General features: G+C 45.8%; 15 protein-coding genes. 3 read left to right on the forward strand and 12 right to left on the reverse strand.

Translation table 11 applies throughout. The features are described 5' to 3' along the window. Nucleotides 1-4: 4 nt before the first annotated feature. From ACQY73_RS11895 to ACQY73_RS11945, 11 genes are all read right to left on the reverse strand, one after another. A complete protein-coding gene (locus tag ACQY73_RS11895) occupies nucleotides 5-1,168 on the reverse strand; it encodes an AGE family epimerase/isomerase (protein ID WP_428665952.1) in 1,164 nt (387 codons plus the stop codon). A 73-nt stretch (nucleotides 1,169-1,241) separates the two neighbouring features. Then, nucleotides 1,242-4,319: a PVC-type heme-binding CxxCH protein gene (locus ACQY73_RS11900; protein WP_428665955.1), complete on the reverse strand. Its 3,078-nt coding sequence runs from the start codon at nucleotides 4,317-4,319 to the stop codon at nucleotides 1,242-1,244. 161 nt (nucleotides 4,320-4,480) lie between these two features. Continuing rightward, nucleotides 4,481-5,188, reverse strand: a complete 708-nt coding sequence (locus ACQY73_RS11905) for a hypothetical protein (protein ID WP_428665957.1) — start codon at nucleotides 5,186-5,188, stop codon at nucleotides 4,481-4,483. A gap of 247 nt (nucleotides 5,189-5,435) precedes the next feature. Next, a complete protein-coding gene (locus ACQY73_RS11910; RefSeq protein ID WP_428665960.1) occupies nucleotides 5,436-6,392 on the reverse strand; it encodes an alpha/beta hydrolase family protein in 957 nt (318 codons plus the stop codon). A 5-nt stretch (nucleotides 6,393-6,397) separates the two neighbouring features. After that, entirely contained in the window at nucleotides 6,398-7,966 is a 1,569-nt protein-coding gene (locus ACQY73_RS11915; RefSeq protein ID WP_428665963.1) for an amidase, read from the reverse strand. 30 nt (nucleotides 7,967-7,996) lie between these two features. Continuing rightward, nucleotides 7,997-9,337: an amidohydrolase family protein gene (locus ACQY73_RS11920; protein WP_428665965.1), complete on the reverse strand. Its 1,341-nt coding sequence runs from the start codon at nucleotides 9,335-9,337 to the stop codon at nucleotides 7,997-7,999. Between the two features lie 74 nt (nucleotides 9,338-9,411). Beyond that, nucleotides 9,412-10,395: a DUF1028 domain-containing protein gene (locus tag ACQY73_RS11925; RefSeq protein ID WP_428665968.1), complete on the reverse strand. Its 984-nt coding sequence runs from the start codon at nucleotides 10,393-10,395 to the stop codon at nucleotides 9,412-9,414. Next, nucleotides 10,392-10,541, reverse strand: coding sequence for a hypothetical protein (locus ACQY73_RS11930; RefSeq protein WP_428665971.1), 150 nt, complete (start codon nucleotides 10,539-10,541; stop codon nucleotides 10,392-10,394). Before ACQY73_RS11930 ends, ACQY73_RS11925 begins: the two co-directional genes overlap by 4 nt. Then, nucleotides 10,541-10,948 (reverse strand): RidA family protein, encoded by a 408-nt coding sequence (locus ACQY73_RS11935; RefSeq protein ID WP_428665974.1) that lies wholly within the window; start codon nucleotides 10,946-10,948, stop codon nucleotides 10,541-10,543. The genes ACQY73_RS11930 and ACQY73_RS11935 overlap by 1 nt, the downstream gene beginning before the upstream one ends. Before the next feature lie 28 nt (nucleotides 10,949-10,976). Beyond that, entirely contained in the window at nucleotides 10,977-12,302 is a 1,326-nt protein-coding gene (locus ACQY73_RS11940; protein WP_428665977.1) for a M20/M25/M40 family metallo-hydrolase, read from the reverse strand. Nucleotides 12,303-12,424: 122 nt separating this feature from the next. Next, entirely contained in the window at nucleotides 12,425-13,474 is a 1,050-nt protein-coding gene (locus tag ACQY73_RS11945) for an alpha-hydroxy acid oxidase (RefSeq protein WP_428665980.1), read from the reverse strand. A gap of 545 nt (nucleotides 13,475-14,019) precedes the next feature. Here ACQY73_RS11945 and ACQY73_RS11950 point away from each other — a divergent pair. The 3 genes from ACQY73_RS11950 to ACQY73_RS11960 are packed head-to-tail and all read left to right on the forward strand — an operon-like array spanning nucleotide 14,020 to nucleotide 19,223. Further along, complete coding sequence (locus tag ACQY73_RS11950; protein ID WP_428665983.1) at nucleotides 14,020-16,908, forward strand: tetratricopeptide repeat protein; 2,889 nt, start codon at nucleotides 14,020-14,022, stop codon at nucleotides 16,906-16,908. A gap of 7 nt (nucleotides 16,909-16,915) precedes the next feature. Continuing rightward, nucleotides 16,916-17,740 carry a caspase family protein gene (locus ACQY73_RS11955; protein ID WP_428665985.1) on the forward strand — a complete coding sequence of 275 codons (825 nt, stop codon included), beginning with the start codon at nucleotides 16,916-16,918 and terminating at the stop codon, nucleotides 17,738-17,740. Nucleotides 17,741-17,756: 16 nt separating this feature from the next. Beyond that, a complete protein-coding gene (locus ACQY73_RS11960) occupies nucleotides 17,757-19,223 on the forward strand; it encodes a C1 family peptidase (protein ID WP_428665988.1) in 1,467 nt (488 codons plus the stop codon). Nucleotides 19,224-19,245: 22 nt separating this feature from the next. On the opposite strand, the gene ACQY73_RS11965 is transcribed toward ACQY73_RS11960, so the two are convergent. After that, the gene (locus ACQY73_RS11965) at nucleotides 19,246-19,422 is read right to left on the reverse strand and encodes a hypothetical protein (protein WP_428665991.1); all 177 of its coding nucleotides are present in this window, start codon (nucleotides 19,420-19,422) and stop codon (nucleotides 19,246-19,248) included. Nucleotides 19,423-19,435 lie beyond the last annotated feature (13 nt).

Raw genomic sequence — 19,435 nt, forward strand, 5'->3', positions numbered from 1 at the left:
ACAATTAGGTCAATATCTCCAGTAAATCAGCACTTTCGAGCAAATTTTTAATGGGATAATAGGCACTTTTTTCGGAAGTTGCTTTGAGGTTGAAAAGCGGTTCACCGTGGCGGCTCAATACGCCTACCCACTCTCCCTCTTTGGAATTATCGGGAAAATGTTGCCATAGATAATCACTCACCCGTTGCCAATGTTTTAACAATGCGCGATCCTGTGTCACTTGATAGGCGCGCAACAAGGCTGTACAGGCTTCGAGTTGCACCCATGCATATTTATAATACGCATCAGGTTCGGAAGGTGGCAGGCTTTTTACATCCAACCAATGAAAATACCCGCCGGCCGCTTCGTCCCAAGTGGTTTCGGCCAAATAAGCTACGTGTTGCGCCAATTGCTGACGAATGCGGCGTTTATTTAACACTTTAGTCAGTTCATAAAAGGCATTAAACGCCTCAAATACGCGCCCCGGATGAATTCTTCTTCCCAACAGGCAGTCAGAATAACCGCCTTCCGAAAACACATTTTCGAGCATGATATTAGCGCGCGGTTCCCAAAAATGCTTGGTCAATTCGTGCAATAAGGCTTCGCCTTTTTCACGAAATGCTTTTTCACTCATTAATTTTTGAGAAGCTGTCAAGGCCTTCGCTAAAGCGCTTAATTCGCTGATATTTTTCAGTTGCCTGCCCGAAAGCACCGCTTCCGTGCGCTTTTGTAATGCTTTTTCACGGCGACGTACGGCTTTCAAAAACGTTTTTTTAGCCGATTCAGCGTATGATTCTTCATTGGTCAATTCATGCGCCAAGCTCCAGGCGGCCACCGCTGCAGCTTCCGCGCAGGTATCTGAGACATCAAGCACACCCCGGCCCGTACAATCCACGATTTCCCACCAATTATCTTTGGTATCTGCTCCAAAATGAAGTAAAAAATCTGTTCCCTGAAGAGCATATTGAAGGTGGTCGGCGTGTTGGGTCAATTGGTATAATTTTCCAAATGCCCATGCTTGTTGGCCGTGCCATTTTATCCATTTATCAAACGTAACAGGCTCACCTTTTGCCGAAATAGCGCATAGATACCCGCCATGAACCGTATCCAAACTAAACTCCGTCCAGAAAGGAATGAGTCGTTGCAGCAGGTCCTGACGGTATTGTTTTGCGTAAAGTGAAAGGTTCATGAACGCAAAAATAGAAAAAGCACAGAAGAAATGGCTACGCTTTTTGCACGCACTGATTATGCGGCATCAACGTTTATTTGGTTTTGAGCAAAAACCCTAACAGCGCATAAAAATCCTTTTCAGGAATAACGCTTCTGAACTGATCGGGCATGAGGGTATATTTTGAGGCTTTGTATTCTTTCATATCATTTTTAGCTACTGAAAATTCCTGACCCGACGGATTGGCAAAGACCATTGTTTGGCCTTCAGTGCGGCGATACAGTCCGGTCATGGATTGGCCGTTGTTCAACGTGATATTGTAACTGCGAAACGCTTCCGAAATATTCCGATTCGGGTCCAGTATCTTTTCGGTGAGGGCTTTTTGTCCCCAGTTACCGATGCCGTCCAATTGAGGCCCGATCAGGCCGCCTATTCCTTTGATCTGGTGACAGGTGCTGCAATTTTGCGTAAACACCGCCCTTCCCGCTTCTGTGGAGGCTTTGGAGGCTTCAAATTTTGCCAAACGGCTTTGAATCAGTTTTTGTCTTTCTTCAAATTCATTCAACCCGCCCGCTGTCAGTTGATTTAATTGCTCTTGTTGAGCTGCTTTTATTTTGGCCGCAAGGCGCTCTTTTACCGCCACTTCCGTCAATACGTCGGCGTTTACATTTTCTTCTTTTAAGGCTTTTATAAGATAATCAATTCCTGATTCGGAGTTGGCCAAAGCAGCCGCAATGCCCACCTGCAAACTTCGGGCGCTGCCAATAAACCCTTTTTCTAACAACGCAAAAACATCAGGCGACGGAGTGCGCGCTAACGTGACAACCAGTTTTTCCCGCAAAGCAACCAACTCCGAACGATCATGAAATACTTCTCCAATGAGTGAAATATTATTTTGGGGCGAAAGGCTCATTAATGCATTGGCGGCCGCCAAACGCACTTTAGAATCTGCTGATTTTGCGACAATTAGTTTTTGCAGATAAGGCTCCGAAGCAGCGATCTTATATTCCCCGGCAATGTCTGCCGCCTGTGTGCGGCGAGTGATCAACGCGGCAGGTTCTTTCTCTCGGGTTGGCAGTTCCAAATAATGCGTTGCCATCGTTACTCCCCAATCCTGTAGTTGCGGCGTGACCGCTGAGCCGCTTTGAGCCACACCCCTGCGGAGTGAATTATATAACGCAAATTGTACGTCTACCTCATTGCCGAAACGTTTTTTCAGCAACAGGATCGTCTCATTCAATTGGACAGCCGTTGCGTAACGACCAATGTATTCAAGATTTTTGTCAAACTCTGCCGCGGGCAATTCATGCGCTGTCAGGTAATTCAGGACAAAAGTTGCCACATCGGGCGAAGGAATGTCAAGGGCTGCTTTTACCAACAAGGCTTCTTTATCTTCTTTCCATTGCATCGCGGCCACTTGCTGAATGATACCTTTAGCCGCTAAATTCGTCCGAATAGCCAACAGCGTTGCGTACCTCAAATGCGAATCTTCTTCCGGTGTCTGTTGGTACAACGTCATCAGCGGCTGTAAATTGGCCACCTTCGAAAACCGCGTAAGTACTTCGACTGCAATGCGTTGTATAAATGGATCTTTATTAGCCAAAGCTTCCACCACTAAGGTACGATGAGCTTCCGAAAGGCTTTCCGCTTCCGAAAAAAGCCGAAACGCGTGAACCTGCACCGTGGGATCAGGATGAATGAGTGCTTTGTTTAAAAGTGATTCAGGCAATGCCCGCAACCGTTGCAGCACCCACAGGCCATGCACAAACGCCCGCGCGTCCGTCGCCGGCAAATTCATCATTTTTGTTACCGGCTCAACGGCCTTTTCTTTCCAAACATCCGCCAAGCGGTCGGCTACTTTCAGTCGTACGTTCAGCTGAGGATGTTGTAAGCCCGCAATGAGTTCATCCATCGTTGCTTTTGACCAATCTTTGACGGGAATATCGCGGTGAGGTTGATCGCCTTTGTAAGTGATTTTCCAAATTCGTCCGCTCGTGCGGTCGCGTTTGGGGTGATTGAGCGGCACTTCATAATGGCCGATAATGCGGTTGTAAAAATCAGCAATGTAAAGTGCGCCGTCAGGGCCGACTTTCACATCGACCGGCCGAAACCACGGATCTTCACTGACCAGAAAATCAGCTTCTTTTTTGGAAACAGGCGTAGACCCTTTAAAGGTCATGGTATTGCGATTCACTTTGCAGGTGACCACATCGCCGTTGTAAAAGCTGTTGCGGTATTCGGCAGGAAAATGTTCTCCTACATAATATACCAATCCGGAAAGTGCCGTAGAACCCAATTCATAACTCATCATTTCGGGGCCAAATCCAATGCCCGTTGGTTTCTTGCCAAAATGCGGATAATCGGCACCTTTAATAAGTTGATAAATAGGTTTGGAATGACAATCTACCGAATACAAAAAGCCTCGCTCATCGTACGCATAGCCAAACGGATTGACCCGCCCGTACGTCGTTTGCTCCACCCGACGGCCGTCGGTCCGGAACCGAAACGTATTGCCCGAAGTCATTGAGACAGAGTCGCCATCGGTGCCGGCTATTTTGGAAGTATTGGTAAATCCATGACACGAATTCACCCAACCGTCAAAGCCACGCATAAAATTGCTCACCATGCCGTGCGTGTCTTTATAGCCAAATGCACCGTATAACACGTCTCGTTTGTCGGCTTTCCCGTCGTTGTTGGTATCGGCAAAATGGTATACGTTGGGAATGCTGTACGCAATGGCTCCGTCGGCCACGGGCATAATGCCGATTGGGATATTTAATCCATCTTGAAAATCAGTGAATGTATCGGCTTTGCCATCGCCGTTGGTATCTTCCAGGATCGTGATCTTATCATTGCCTTTCTCGGGCGCAGCCGCCATCGGGTATTCTGACGAATGCGTTACCCACAGCCGACCGCGATCATCAAACTCCATGTTGATCGGTTTGGTGATCTGAGGTTCTGAAGCAAAAAGGGTAATTTCAAAACCTGGCGGCAATTTAAATCCTCTTCTTTCCTGTTCGGGTGTTCGAAAATCGGTGGTTCGCACGTGATCCGCAAATACATCTTTCTTGGCTGCGTTTTTTTGAGGGACATTACAGCCCTGCGCGTACAGCAGCAATAAGCCCGTAGTAAGTGTAATCGCCTTGTTGTGGAGCGGAGCGAAATTTTTCATCTTTTATTAAGAAGAAGAGTGTTTGGTTTAGGTGCCGTAGCAATTGGTAATAAAATGGTGATCAAGGTATTTTTTACCCGAATTAATTCATTTTTTTCACCAAATAGTCTAATTACACCCAAAAAATTCTTTCTCCAAAAACTCAGAAAGAACCTTCCCGATCATTGATTCAAAACAATGTCACAAATGCCATAAAGGCCTTTGTCTTTTTCGAACAGCAATTTGACGACAGGATAGTTTTGTTGCTTGGCCCAATCGCGCCAATGCGCATCTTTCATGGCCGAATCGTCATCAAAAACCATTTGTATATTTCGCGATTGGTAGCCGGTTGCTGTGCTGTTGATATGAATGTGTTGGGGTATGGTACGGCCGTTGTATTTGCCGGGATAACTCGCAGGCCGAATCGTTTGAAATGAGTAATTACCTGATTGATCGGTCGTTAAAAAACCAAAAAGGCGCGGCTCCGCTTCGTTCATTCTTTTCAGCGCAGAATCCGTTGGTGCGTAGTAACCTTTACTATCCGCGTGAAAAATATACAATTTTGCATTCGGAATCGGTTTTTGGTGCTCATCCAAAAGGCGGCCTTTGATAGTAATCTTTGTTCCTTTTTCGTTGTTGGTACAAAGGATTTCGTTCGTCCATTTGGCTTGTTTTTCGAGTATAGCTCTTACTTTGGTTCGCTCATCAGTTGTTAATTGTTGGTAATGTTCGGTCATTATAAAATGCAGAGAATCATAACCTGAGCGTGTAGGATGAGCGGTCAATTGTGCGCTTAGAGTCTTAATTTTAATGCTCCATTGCTGCGATTGGCAAAAGTGAGGCAAACACATTGCCCAAATGGTAAGATAGGATATAACTCCGGATTTCATACTTGCGTATTGAGAAAGTTCTTATAAAAAATGCTATCGTAAAAATGCTTACCTCTCCTTCTGTGCTTTCAGGGTTTTACTTTGTCCTTTAGCCACGCGAAACTTAATTCCAAACCGATGACATTGGTGATGAAAAAGGGGATGGACGAGTTTAGGTTTAACTACTTCCGGCATTCCTTTGCCGTTGTTTTTCCGTTAATTTGGTTGAGATTGCTGCTAACGGACGGGCCGTCCGTACCACAATCCTTCAGGATTTAGGTGCTTCAACCAATTCCAAAGCCACGTTCTTCAAAATCTCGTGCGTACCTTCAAAGATTGTCAACGTGATTTTTTTGGATGATTTTTGGTACAAGATAGCTCGATCACCTATCATTTCAGGCGGATTTGAAGTCGGGAAAGTTTGCGTTTTGAGCATAGTAATTGCGTCTGTTTCTGAAACATAGTGAGACTTATCTTTTTCGTTATTGTCGGTCAGGAGTTTGTTGTAGAAATTGATGGAGTGTGAAATCGGCACTGAACCCGTATAGCCGTCGTGGATGCCGGCGTAGATTTGTAACTGACTGTTTTTGCGCTTTTTAACGGGCGTTTTCCAGAATAGCGGCGAACGTTCTTTCGCTTTTTGGGCGTCAAATGTTTCGCCGGCACCAATGCATTTGACGATCTCAGCGGCGTATTTATTCTTTCGTTCCGACGATTCGCCGTACCAAGCTTCCAAGTCTGAAATAGCAGCCCAAGCGGAAAATGTATGGATCGTATGCCGCGACTTCATATACATGGCTAAGGTAGCGTAACCTCCGCCGCTGGTGCCGATTACGTAGATATGTTTGGTATCCACTTTCATGTTTTTCACTGCCCAATCAATGGCTTCGTCAATGTCCGAAATCACAAATTCACTGCAACAGGCTTTTGGGTGATTGTTGACGCCCCTGAAATTGGGGAAAATATAATTCCATTCTTTAGCGTGAGCCTGCACTGCCACCATATCCTTTTGAGAATCAGCCGAGTTACTCCAAGAATGCAATTCCACCACTAAAGGCTGTGGCGAAGAGGCTGTGGATTTATCGTAATAAAAAACCTGTACATTTCGATCTAAAGAGGATTGAATACTGTCTTTTATCAGAAAGTCAGGGCGTTGGGGTGATTGCGAATAGGCAGGCCCTATCAGTAGAGTGAGGGCGAAGAGCAACAGCATTTTTCCGGTCATTTCGGTTATTTTTTGAGAGTTGGCGGCACTCGGTGTTTGGTACCCTGTTCATAGGAATAAACCAATTTGATTAAGGTAGGCTCTGCATACATTCTACCCAAAAATTGAAGCCCGGCGGGTAAATTGCCCGACGTAAAACCCATCGGGACGGTAAAAGCCGGTTGGCCTGTGTGCGGAGCAATGATTTGGCTATTGTCTCCAAAATAGTCTACCCGTTTCAGTTCTTCATTGTAACTATTGATCTTGGCGGGTTTATTGTTCCAGGTCGGATATATAATGGCATCCAATTTCAACTCATCCATTTTATCTTCAATGGCCTTCCGAAATGCGATCCGTCGGGGAGACGTATAGACATCCGGGCAGTTGGGGTTTCGGACGGTAAGGTTGGCTATCACTCGGGCTTCAGCCGACTTCGATTTGCTTCCTATTCGGACAATGTCTTCCAAGGTTTTTATGGTGTCATTTTTGACATATTTCGCCAAATAGGCTTCCAGATCACCTCTGAAATCAAAACAGACCACGTCTTTTCGGAGGTTGGAGAAATCAGCAACAGTAAGTGGGTCAACAATGACAGCCCCCAGGGCCTTCATGTCAGAAATTGCTTTTTCAAATAACGCTTTGACTTCCGGGTCTGCTACGGAGGAAGTAGGAGGATTTTCACATAGTTCACGCAAGACGCCTATTCGTGCTCCTTTCAGTCCGTTTTTTTGGAGAAACTGCGTATAATTCTTCGGAATCTTTCCTTCTGAATAGTTGGTGATGGGGTCATTGGGGTCATAACCCACCATGATTTCCATTACTCGAGTAGCATCTTCAACGCTTCTGCACATGGGTCCTACGACATCATTTCTGAAATTGAGCGGCACAATGTCAGCACGACTGATCAATCCCAGCGTAGTTCGGAAGCCTACCAATGAACAATGCGAAGCAGGGCCGCGAATAGAGTTGCCCGTATCGGTACCGAGTCCAACGGTGGCGAAATTGGAAGCCACAGAAGCACCTGTACCTCCGCTCGAACCGGCGGGAACATACTCCGGATTATAAGGATTGAGCGTGGCTCCGTGCGTAGAACTGAACGAATGCCAAGGGGTAAAAGCCCATTCGGCCATATTGGATTTGGCAATAATAATGGCACCGGCTTTTACTAATTTATCAATAATGAAAGCATCGGCATCAGGCACAAAATCTTTCAACGCCAACGCTCCCGCCGTGGTGGCGAGTCCTTTGGTATTGATATTGTCTTTGACAATGATCGGAATCCCATGAAGCGGCCGTAGGACTTTGGTTCTTTTGTATTCTTCGTCCAATGCTTTGGCAATGGCCGATGCCTGTGGATTGATAGTGGAAATGGCGTTGACTTGGGTATTAAATTGGTTGATGCGCTCCAAATAAGCCGCCACCAATTGTTGACTCGTAAAAGCGCCTTTCCTATAAGCAGCGTGGATTTGAGCAATGGTCAATTCTTCTACGTTGATGGGCGCTGCTTTTGGGGCAGTTACGTCAGCGTTTGGTCGAAATCCAACTACACTCAGCAACAGGATGACTGCAAGGATTAGGGGTGTTTTTTTTGTCATTTCAGTTTAGGTTGTTGATGATGATAGCCTTTATTTCTTCAATGCTGTAGTTTTATCAATTTCCACTTTGCCACCCTTCATCACCCATTTTACCTGCTGAATGACGACATTGATGTCTTTGAGAGGATTGCCCTTCACCGCCACGATATCAGCGTAATACCCGGGCGCGATGGCACCCAGTTCTTTTTCTTTGCCGAGCATTTGGGCGCCCGTTGTTGTAGCGGTTTGCAGTGCCTGCTCGGGAGTCATTCCTGCTTTGACAAACCATTCCAATTCGCGGGTATTCTCACCAAACCCCGTAAATACTGCATCTGATCCCATCGCAATTTTCACATTGGCTTTCACAGCTTTTTTGAGGCTTTCAAAATTTCGTTTTACAAAAAGATTTAACCCAAATACGGCGGTTGAATCATAGCCATACTCCTCTCTATGCGCCGCATAATAACGGTTATGGTCAACGGTGGGAACATAGATAATCCCGCGCCGAGCCATCTCTATGAAGGTAGAATCGTCAACATCCGTGGCGTGTTCAATGGTGTTAGCGCCGGCTTTTACGGCCGCTTTGGCACCATCGGGGCCATAGGAATGAACCGCCAGACGTTTTCCTGCCTTATGAGCTACCTCCGCCGCTGCTTTCATTTCTTCGTAACTATACGTCTGAAAACCCGTTACATCCTTTGCGCTGCCGGTAGAACCAAACATTTTGATCCAATCGGCTCCCAAGGCGAGCTGTTTTTCGGCAAATTGCTGTACATCCACAACACCTTTCGTTCGGCCAATGCTTAACCCTTGTCCTGCTACAAACATTCTGGGTCCTTTCATGGCTCCTCGGTCTATCAATTCGCGCATGGCAAAGCTCATATTGTCACCTGCTCCTAAATCCCGTACTGTAGTTACGCCCGTTTCAAGAGATTTTTTTGCGTTTTCCTGTGCTAAAAAAACTTTGACGGCGGGCTGTACCGTTCGCCCTTGCGTCCACGGATCGCCGGGACGGTTTTTGTCCCAATAATAGGTCATGTGCGTGTGGGCATCGATCAATCCGGGAATGGCTGTGTACGCCTTCAGGTCAATGATTTCGGCATTGGCAGGAATAATCAATTCCTTTTCCTTCCCAACTCCCACAATGCGGTCGGCATTGATAATCACCACAGCGTTGGTTATTTTTTTGCCAAGTCCGTCAATTAATTCTCCAAAATAGAGGGCTTTTACCTGAGCGGAGACATCTGTTGAATGGGCAAGCCATAAAAACAGGAACGTTATTCCTCGAAAAAGAAGCGTCCTTTTACCTGCTGCCGGCGATCGACGTTTTTTTATACCAACTATGGTCAGCAACCGAGTAGTTGAGGTGGGTAAGAATAAACTTTTTGTCATTTTAGTTTAGATTGATGAGTGTAAGTACTTTTTGATTCCTTCGATAGCTATGGTGTTCGCATCAGCCGGGATATCTATTTCAACAACAGCGTTAATTCTTTTTCCCCTACGGTCAACAATCCGACTTTGGGCAGCCTTTTGGTCATTTTTCGCCAGTTGGGTTCTTTTGCATAGATGGCTTGCAGCATCAGAGAAGCTTTTTGTACGTTGCCGCTGTTGGCCAACGTGATGGCAGTCCAATACTGCATTTCCAGATTTTTCGGAAACATTTTCATGGCCGCTCCGTACTCCTGCATAGCCAAGTTCATGTTGTTGTTTTCAATGGCCAGATCGCCGTTATTCATGTGCTCGTAAGCGCGGTGAGTTTTTAATAGCCGTTCCATTTCAGCCAACGGCTCAGAATGGTCGTCTACCCGCAAATCCACTAAATGGTTTTCGTCCCACGGTTTTCCCATTGCTTCACCTTTTACCACCAAAATGGCCGCTGATTGCTTGCCACGAATATCGCCACCGACTTTTTGGGCAGCTTTTAAGGCTTCCAAAACTCGCTCTGCCAAAGGCAGTTGAGGGTTAGCTTCGAATGATTTTGCCATAGCCGCCGGGACCTCATTGGTCAGCATCATGTTTGATTGCACGGCATAGTTTTTTCCTTTCAGATCGCCTGCAAAGTCCACACAGCTTTTACCCGTAAAATTGGCCACATTTCCCTTAGCATCCACAATGCCGACTTGCCGAACTTCTTTACCCGGATCATCTGAAAGAAGAATATCCAGCGCCTGTTGGGCGGTTTTTCCTTCTTTCAGCAACGCAAGCCCTCTGATCCCGAACGACTTGTTGACAAATGATTGGGTTGCTACCGCCCCAACTCCCGCTTCAGCCCAGGAAACTGAGGTGCCGACACTGAACCAATGACTCTGAACACCAACGGCGATTTCGCCCGTTTTCTCGTCGCGAGCCACAATCGAAAACGTATGTGCCAAGCCATTGTCTTTTTTGAAAAATTGGGCGTTGGCTTGGCTGAAAGTGAGTATTAAACAGAGAAGTATATAGTTTTTCATTTCGACTTCTTTTTGTTTTTAGCAGGAATTACCTCCTCTTCCAATTCCACAATCAGCTCTACCTCAACAGCAATGTTTCTCGGTAAAGACGACATACCCACCGCCGAACGCGCATGTTTGCCCTTTTCTCCAAATACTTCCACCATTAAATCAGAAAAGCCATTGATGACTTTGGGTGTTCCGTGAAAGTGTCTATGCACTGAACCATACCAAATACTTTCACGATGCGTTTGACACGACTCAAATCACCCAGCTCCTTTTTCAGAACCGCAATTTGTGCAACGGCTACCGAACGGGCAGCTTTTTGCCCTTCCTCCACCGTTAGATCTCTGCCGACCTTGCCTGTTATCGCATTACCATTTGCGTCGCTTGGGCCTGTTCCTGACAAATAAAGCAAATTGCCTGTCCTGACGGCGGGTACATAATTGGCAATAGGAGCTTTGACCGCCGGTAGTTCGATGTTCAGGGCTTTGAGCTTTTCCTCCGGCGTTTGTGCCATTGTTTGTAAAGAAAACAAGAGGAAACCGATACAAAAGGGGGTCTTTTTTTTCATGTTGAAAAAGGTTTAGGATTTAGAAAAATCAAGGATTGACCATTCCCGCTTCAGAAACCAACGTCAGCAAGGCCATCTGAACCGCTTTATAACCCTCCTCATCGTACCACCACTCATTGAGCGCATGGGCATTGCCGCCTTTGCCGCCACGTCCTATGGTAACGGCAGGAATACCTTTCGAAATGGGAATATTTGAGTTGGTAGAACCTCTGCCCGTTCTTGGTGATTCGCCGAAATACGTGGCGGCAGCCATTGCCCGTTGAATCAAAGGAATTTCCTGCGTCAGTTCACCGGAAGGGCGGTCTCCAATTTTCACAATATCTACTGTTAGGGCCGGACCCATTCTTTTCATGGCATTGTGTTCCAGTAAAGCCTGTTGAACGGAAGATTTTAAAAGAGAGTCGATCAGGTTCAGATTTTCGGGAATTTCTGAGCGCATATCCACTTCCATCCACGATTCAAAGGCAATGGAATTGACGGAAGTACCACCACCGATCCTTCCCACGTTGTAACTGGTACGCGCTCCGGTCCGGGTGAATTTATCGGCGGCTTTTGAAAAATAATGGATTGCTGAACCCAAAGCATGTTGCGGATTAGCCAATCCGAACGCTCCCCATGAATGCCCGCCCGGACCTTTAAAGGTAACGCGATACCGATACGAGCCTAATCCCATGATTCCCAATGTTCCGATGCCACCGCCGTCAATCGAGATCCAAGAATCTATCCGTGGGCTTTGATTACTGAAAAGGTGTTTTACCCCACGTAAATCGCCCAATCCTTCTTCGCCCACTGAACCAATGAATAAAACGTCGGACTCGGTCTCTATCTTTGCATCTTCCAATGCTCTCAAAACGGACGCAACAATAACCAATCCCTGCGTGTCATCGCCTACGCCCGGGGCAAATAGGGTATCGCCTTTTATTTTAACTTTTACGTCCGTTTCCAATGGGAAAACAGTATCTAAATGACCGTCAAGTGCCACACGTCGTTTCGAATTTTTCCCTCTGCGCAAGGCAAGCACGTTTCCCACTTTGTCGATCCATACCGAATCGGCACCTGCTTCTTTGAGGATGGTCGAGAACCGGGCCGCTCGTTTTTCTTCCTTAAACGGCGGTGCAGGAATTTCGGTAAGCAAAATGAGTTCTTCACGATTTCGCTTTTGTTGCGCCAAGATCGATTGAAAAGCCTTTTGTATTTGCTTATTCTTGGTCAATTGCTCTACTCCTTTGAGGTACTGAGGCTCTACTTTCCCGCTTCTGCCGGCATCCAGATCTTGAGCAAAAGTAGGATTAGAAATTAGGGTAAGGCAGAAAAATAAACTAAAGATGATGCAGGTAATTGGGCAATTTTTCATAGTTGGTTTTTAACGGTTCCTATTTTGTTTGTTGATGTTTCAATTGTTATTTCTATTATTTCCGTTGTTGGTGCTCTCACCGGCCCGTGGTCGGTGTCCTCACCGACCCGATGCCCCTTAAATTACTTCCAAATCACCGATTCGTCTATTTCGGCAATCGTGGCTTTGCCCGTGAGGATCATCGCCACTTCCAGTTCATGCCGCAAGATATCCAACACTTTCGTAACGCCTTCGGCACCGCCGCATGCCAATCCGAAGCAGATGGGTTTGCCGACCAAGACAGCAGTTGCCCCCAAGGCAAGGGCTTTTAGTACATCTGTTCCGCGTCGAATGCCGCCGTCCATCAATATCGGTATTTTTTTGTTTACTTTCTCGACAATGCGCGGAAGGGCTTCGATGGTCGCCGGAACAGTATCTAAATTTCGTCCTCCGTGGTTAGATACAATGATTCCCGATGCGCCTGCTTCAACGGCTTTTTCGGCATCGGCAGGATTTAAAATTCCTTTGAGTAAAACAGGGATTTTTGCGAATGATCGTATCCACTCAATGTCCTTCCAAGTGAAAGGCTTTTTCTCCGCCAATCCACCGGGCATGTGAGGTGTGTTTACACCTTCGGGTAAAGCAAAACGGGCTTTATCCTGCCGATTGCGAACGCCTGCCACGGGCGTATCTACCGTAACGCAAAGTGCACGGAATCCCAACCCTTCTGCCTGTTGAATCAATGCTTTGGTCAATTCCCGGTCGTCTCTTACGTATAGTTGAAACCAAAGCGGTTGGGTGGCGGCTTTGACTATCTCTTCCAGCGGTGTCGTGGAAAATGAGCTGACCACGTACAGAGCTGAAGCTGCCCCTGCCCCGCGAACCGTGGCAAGTTCGCCTTCGGGATGCATGATCTTGTGATAGGCCGTCGGAGCAATGAGAATCGGATAGGGCAGATCAAGCCCCAAAAGAGAAATGCCGGCATCAATTTGACTGACGTCGGTGAGTATCGTTGGATTGAGTTTTATGGCATTAAAGGCTTGTCGATTCCATCGAAGGGTAAACTCATCGGCGGCTCCGCTTGCTACGTATTCGTAGGCCATTTTTGTCATTTTTTCAGCCGCAAGCCTTTCAAAATCAAACAGATTTACAATTTCTGAAATAGCTGTTGGATTGTCTTTTACCAAGTTCATTGTTGACTTTTTTCTATTTGTACCGGTTTTTTCTATCTGTGAATACGGGCAGGACTATCGTCAGACCATTTATCGGTAATATGCTCTCTTCCTATGAATAAAAAATCCGGGCAGTTGTTTGAGAAAGACTGTTTCAGATAGTATCCACATGATTGGAAGTGATTTGAATGTACGCCAATAGCAGTAGGTTAAATCTCATTTTCAAACAGTTAGTATCAGCCGTTGGCAATTGATCAGACCTAATAAAAACGCATAGATTTTCTTGGAAAATTACCAATTCCCGGTATTTTTGAGAAAAATCTTACGAGAGAATACTTTTTTTCTTTTGGAATATAAAATAAGCTAAAAAACAGATACGACTTAGAATAAATAACATGCCTTTAAAAGAAAAACAAATGCCCCAAAAATACGTTATCAAATACTTTAAAGGGTAAATAAAAATGTTGCATTTACTTTAAAGTATGTCTGTACCGACCGGCTTTTTTATCAATTGGTTTTGAAACTCCTTAATCTAATTTGACATACGCTGACCTACCTTACTTACCATGAAACTTCAAAAATTCGTATTACTGTTTTTAATTTTTGGAGGGCTTGCAAGCCGACTTTCGGCACAGGAAGAACGAGGACAAAATACCGAAAAAACAGCCTCGAAAACCATTGGCAAAACCTGGGCATTGATCGTGGGTGTATCACAATATCAACACATTAACTCTCTCCGATTTGCCGGTGATGATGCCCTCGCTTTCTACAACTACCTGCTATCGCCCGCCGGCGGTTCGGTTCCACAAGCCAATATTCAGCTTTTATTGAATGAAAAAGCAACGTTGGGACAAGTTGACCGAGCCATGGGAAATTTACTGGATTTTGTAAAGCCTAATGACCGCGTATTTTTATATTTTTCCGGTCATGGTGACCAGGAATCCAAGACCATTGCTCAACGTGGCTTTTTGCTCACCTACGATACATTCAGCAGTAACTACAACTCTACTGCGTTTGCAGTACTGTATCTTCAGGATTACATCGCTACACTTTCAACCAAAAATCAAGCGCAGATAGTTATGTTTTTGGATGCGTGCCGGGCCGGGAAATTGGCAGGAAGCGAAATCGGCGGCGTACAACTGACCGGGCAGCAATTGCTCAAACAGGTAGGTAATGAAGTAAAATTCATGGCCTGTCAGGCAAATGAATTATCCCTCGAAGGATACCAATGGGGCGGCGGACGCGGGCTGTTCAGCTATCATCTCATCCGGGGTATGCAGGGATTGGCCGATGCCGATGGAGATAAAACCGTTACCCTACGGGAACTGGAACGCTATCTGGAAGACCGTGTAACCGCCGAAGCCGCCCCCAATCGCCAAAATCCGCTGCTCTTGGCCGCCGACAAATCCCTGCCCTTGGTCAAGGTTGACCTTCCTACACTTGCAGCCGTGCGTCAAAATATGCCGTCCCCCGCCTTTGCGACGGTGCAGGGTAAAGGATTTACCGAAACTATTTTGGAAGGAACAACCCCCGACCTGCGAAAATCATACGTTGATTTTCACGAAGCGATCGATAAAAAGCAACTGTTGGACGTAGCCAATAATGCAGATACTTATTACGAAAAACTGTTGGCATCGTCCTCCATTCAGGAGCTTCATCCTTTTATCAAACGTGAATTTGCGGCGGCATTGTTGGAAGAATCCGCGAAAGCTTTCAACGGACTTTTGAGCAATAAGAGTACAACGGTAGTAGGAAATGCTTACCAAAAAAATATTCGCTACTTAGAAAAAGCCGCGCAAATTTTGGGCAAATCCCATTTTTTGTACCCAAATCTGCGGGCACAGGTATTTTATTATAAAGGCATGATGGCAGAACCAACAAACCCCAACGAGGCCTTGCTGAATTATCGACAGGCCATTGTGGCCGACAGTACGTTTGCTCCCGCCTATAATGACGCCGGGCGCTTGCTGTTGTTCAAAAAAGCCTTCAGCGAAGCACAGGGGATCTTTGAAAAAGGCATTCAATTTGCGCCGAACTGGAGTTTTCTGTACCTGAATTACGGCATGGTACTGGCCGTCCAAAATAAATGGCCGGAGGCGGAAGCGGCGTATAAAAAAGCCATCGAACTAAAACCTGACGATGCCATTGCCTACAAGAATTACGGTAATCTGCTGGCGGGGCAAAACAGAGCAAAAGAAGCAGAAGGAGCGTATAAAAAATCCATTGAACTCAACGGCAGCGACCCGGAAACGTACAATAATTACGGAATGCTCCTAAACGCACAAAAACGATACGATGACGCCGAAACTGCGTATAAAAAAGCCATTGAACTAAATCCCGACAACGCTCAGGTATACAGCAATTACGGCATTGTGTTGGCGGTGCAAAATCGTCAGGCAGAAGCGGAATTTACGTTTAAAAAAGCCATTCAGTTAAACCCCAACGATGCACAGGCCTATTTTAATTACGGAATATTGCTGGCTACCCAAAACCGTCAGGCCGAGGCCGAAACGGCTTACAAAAAATCCATTGAGCTAAATCCCAATGATGCCATTGTTTATAATAGTTACGGGGTGTTGTTGGCAGCCCAGAATCGTTTGACCGAAGCGGAAAAAGCGTACAAAAGATACGTCGAGCTAAGTCCTAACAACGCCATTGTTTACGGAAATTACGGCAATTTATTGGCTCGGCAGGGGCGACAAAAAGAGGCGGAAGCAGCCTACAAAAGGTCTATAGAATTGAACCCCACGGATGCCAATGTTCATAAAAGTTACGCCATTTTACTTAAAAACCTGAACAGACTTACCGATGCGGAAACGTCTTACCGACGAGCCATTCAGCTAAAAACGGGAGATGCCGAAGTGTACAAAAATTACGGTATGCTGCTAAGCGCGCGCAATCGCCCGGAAGAAGCCGAAGTGAACTATAAAAAAGCCATTGAACTCAACCCGGAAGACCCTTTCGTGTACAACAGCTACGGAATTTTGCTGGCGGCTCAGAATCGTTTGCCCGATGCCGAAGCGGCTTATAAGAAATCCATTGAACTAAGTGCCGCCAATGGATTGGTTTTCAGCAATTACGGAAATTTACTTGCCCGCCAAAATCGTTTTGAAGAAGCTGAAACCAACTACAAAAAAGCGTTGGAACTGATCCCCAATGACGCCAATTTGTACAATAATTACGGTAGCTTATTAGAAAGCCTAAATCGTTTGCCCGAAGCGGAAACGGTCTATAAAAAAGCTATTGCAATCAACGCTGACTATTTCCGGGCGTATTATAACATGGCTATCATCAAAGGGCGCCAAAACCTACCCACCGAAGCAATTGACTGGTTAGGCAAAGCTTTGGAAAAAGGATATACCAATTTTGACAGTATCAATAAAAATGCCGCTTTTGATTCTGTGCGAGAAATGCCGGAGTTTAAGGCGTTAATGACCAAATACCGCAAGAATTGACCTGCTTATGAGAAATCTTCTTTTTCTTTTGTTCTTCGTCGGCAACTCTTTTATCAGTTGTGCCCAAACACTCCACCTCATTCTTGCCTCTGATTATGAGAACAAAGATTTTGGAATGATAAGCCTTAAGGACGAAGAGATGGTTGGTACAATGTTCAATAAGATCGGCAGTCAGATCGGGTACAATGTGCAGACCGTTTATATTAACAAAAATACCAAAGACGGTTTTACCGGCAGCGCCGTTCGGAATGCCATCAATGATACCTCTATTCATTCGACCGACATCGTTATTTTTTATTACTCCGGCTTCGGAACGTATTCGGCCAAAAGCACCCTACCTTCTTTGCAATTGAACAATAACAGCTTGCTGAGTTTTGATAAATACACCTTACTGCCATTGGATGACGTTGCCGGCGCGCTTCAGGCAAAAGGCATTCGGCTTGGGATGGTCATGGCCGATTGTCGGGATAAAATTACCACCCGTTATCCGACTCCTATTCCCAGAAATACAATTGTGAAGGAAGACCAAACGAAAGAGATCCTGAAAAAACTGTTTCTGGGAGAATCCTGCCGAATCCTGAAAATAGCCAGTGCCCAAAAGGGGAAGCCGGCATTTGCCATTCAGCGCAACTCCGTTTTTACCTATTCTCTCACCGAAGCTTTCGAGGATATGCTGTACGTAAAAAACCTGAAAGAGGTGAGTTTGGACAACCTTCTGGTTCGCATAAACAAGATCACCAAAGCTTTTATCCCCGAATATACGGGTCTGAGCAAAGTGCCGATCAGTTGCCGGGTTGCTCCTCCCCGCCCCGCTGCCCGAGCTGCCCGATAACCCAACCGTCAATCGTATGAAAAAAATCTCCGCTGTAGTCATGTTGTTGATAGTGAGCAGCCGCATGCTGTATGCGCAGGGATTAAATTTTAACGATTCCGCTTATCGCAGCGTACCACAAAAAAAATCGAATCTGGTGGTCAATATCGCAGGACTGCCCTCGAAAGTAGATCTGTCAATGTACGTGCCAACGGTCATTAATCAAGGAACGCTCGGCACTTGCGTAGGTATTTCAACGGCCTACTATATGCGCACGATATTGGAAGCCAAACGGCTCAATATCACCGATAAAGACTCCATCAATGCGCTGCGGTTTTCGCCTTCTTTTCTTTACAATGCCATCAAAGATTCGCTTGATAAAAATTGCAAAAGAGGCGCAGAGGTAGCCGCCGCGCTCGAATTCATGAAAAACAAAGGAGTAGCAAAACTTTCCCAACAACGCTATCCTGATTGTACTCCAAAAAAATCGTTACAGCCCGACGAATCTTCCAGAATCATGGATTATATCCGTCTTTTTGGGTTGAATAATCGTCAGGAAAATGTCGTTATCTCCACAAAAAAAGCTTTGGCTGAAGGAACACCCGTCATTATTGCCATTCAAACCACTCCTTCATTGGATGAACTCGGTTTTTGGCATAAGCTGTGGATACGGTTGTTGCGGTGGTTTGGCTTTGATACCGACGACGAATTCGGTCTATGGAATCCTGCCAAATCGAAAAAATTACGCGGCGGACACGCGGTGTGCGTAGTAGGGTACGACGATGCTAAATTCGGCGGGGCGTTTCACGTCGTAAACAGTCGGGGAGAAAACTGGGGAGATGAGGGTTTTTTCTGGATTCGCTACCAAGATTACACAAAACATACCAAATACGCTTTTCAGGCGTATTTATCGGCCAAAAATTACACAACAGAAGCGATTCGCTCAGGAGATATTTCCATTGAGCTTGCAGGTTTGAGTTCGGCGGATCTGCTCTTTGCGCGACAATTTCCGGAAAACTCCCCCAACGAACAAATGGTAACGTACGCTCTCAGCAACCCTCAACCTACCGACACTGAATATAAATTTAAGATCAACGTTGATAAACAAACTTATCTATATGTACTCGGAGCCAATAACACGCAGCAAGCGGTTGACAAACTCTTTCCCGTCGATTCCATCAGTCCAATGATCGGGGCCAACACGAAAGTGATACTTCCGTCAGAAGATCATGTATATGCCCTCAATGAAGTCATAGGCAAGGAATATTGGCTGTTTTTATTTTCGGACAAAGAAGTTAAAATCGACAGTTGCATCACGGAGATCAATACACGTCAAGGCACTTTCACGCAGCGGGTGCAGGAAGTATTCGGGCCTGAATTATTGAAATATGACCAAGTGGAATATAAAACCAAGAAAATGGGATTTGAGCTGCGGCAAAAACACGAAGGACTTATTGTTCCTTTATTGGTTACGCTGAAACATGTTAAAAGGAGGAGGTTGTAAGGTTACAACTTCCTCCTTTCGGCTACGATTTTTTCCCCATTCGCGAACCCAATAAATACCCAATAACCAAGCCAATTACCACGCCGATAATGATTGATTTGGTATCTATCGTGCCGCCTTCGGTCTCTATGTGCCCCTGCGCAAATGAGCGTGTTGCCATTGATACAATAAGGCACATAAACAAAAGAGATCTTTTCATATTGAAAGTGAGT

The sequence above is a fragment of the Runella sp. genome (assembly GCF_965279615.1).
Taxonomy (GTDB): Bacteria; Bacteroidota; Bacteroidia; order Cytophagales; family Spirosomataceae; genus Runella.

Bases quoted from the DNA above. Each gene is read 5' to 3' on its own strand.
- ACQY73_RS11895 (WP_428665952.1), bottom strand. From the start codon at position 1,168: ATGAACCTTTCACTTTACGCAAAACAATACCGTCAGGACCTGCTGCAA.
- ACQY73_RS11900 (WP_428665955.1), bottom strand. From the start codon at position 4,319: ATGAAAAATTTCGCTCCGCTCCACAACAAGGCGATTACACTTACTACG.
- ACQY73_RS11905 (WP_428665957.1), bottom strand. From the start codon at position 5,188: ATGAAATCCGGAGTTATATCCTATCTTACCATTTGGGCAATGTGTTTG.
- ACQY73_RS11910 (WP_428665960.1), bottom strand. From the start codon at position 6,392: ATGACCGGAAAAATGCTGTTGCTCTTCGCCCTCACTCTACTGATAGGG.
- ACQY73_RS11915 (WP_428665963.1), bottom strand. From the start codon at position 7,966: ATGACAAAAAAAACACCCCTAATCCTTGCAGTCATCCTGTTGCTGAGT.
- ACQY73_RS11920 (WP_428665965.1), bottom strand. From the start codon at position 9,337: ATGACAAAAAGTTTATTCTTACCCACCTCAACTACTCGGTTGCTGACC.
- ACQY73_RS11925 (WP_428665968.1), bottom strand. From the start codon at position 10,395: ATGAAAAACTATATACTTCTCTGTTTAATACTCACTTTCAGCCAAGCC.
- ACQY73_RS11930 (WP_428665971.1), bottom strand. From the start codon at position 10,541: ATGGTGGAAGTATTTGGAGAAAAGGGCAAACATGCGCGTTCGGCGGTG.
- ACQY73_RS11935 (WP_428665974.1), bottom strand. From the start codon at position 10,948: ATGAAAAAAAAGACCCCCTTTTGTATCGGTTTCCTCTTGTTTTCTTTA.
- ACQY73_RS11940 (WP_428665977.1), bottom strand. From the start codon at position 12,302: ATGAAAAATTGCCCAATTACCTGCATCATCTTTAGTTTATTTTTCTGC.
- ACQY73_RS11945 (WP_428665980.1), bottom strand. From the start codon at position 13,474: ATGAACTTGGTAAAAGACAATCCAACAGCTATTTCAGAAATTGTAAAT.
- ACQY73_RS11950 (WP_428665983.1), top strand. From the start codon at position 14,020: ATGAAACTTCAAAAATTCGTATTACTGTTTTTAATTTTTGGAGGGCTT.
- ACQY73_RS11955 (WP_428665985.1), top strand. From the start codon at position 16,916: ATGAGAAATCTTCTTTTTCTTTTGTTCTTCGTCGGCAACTCTTTTATC.
- ACQY73_RS11960 (WP_428665988.1), top strand. From the start codon at position 17,757: ATGAAAAAAATCTCCGCTGTAGTCATGTTGTTGATAGTGAGCAGCCGC.
- ACQY73_RS11965 (WP_428665991.1), bottom strand. From the start codon at position 19,422: ATGAAAAGATCTCTTTTGTTTATGTGCCTTATTGTATCAATGGCAACA.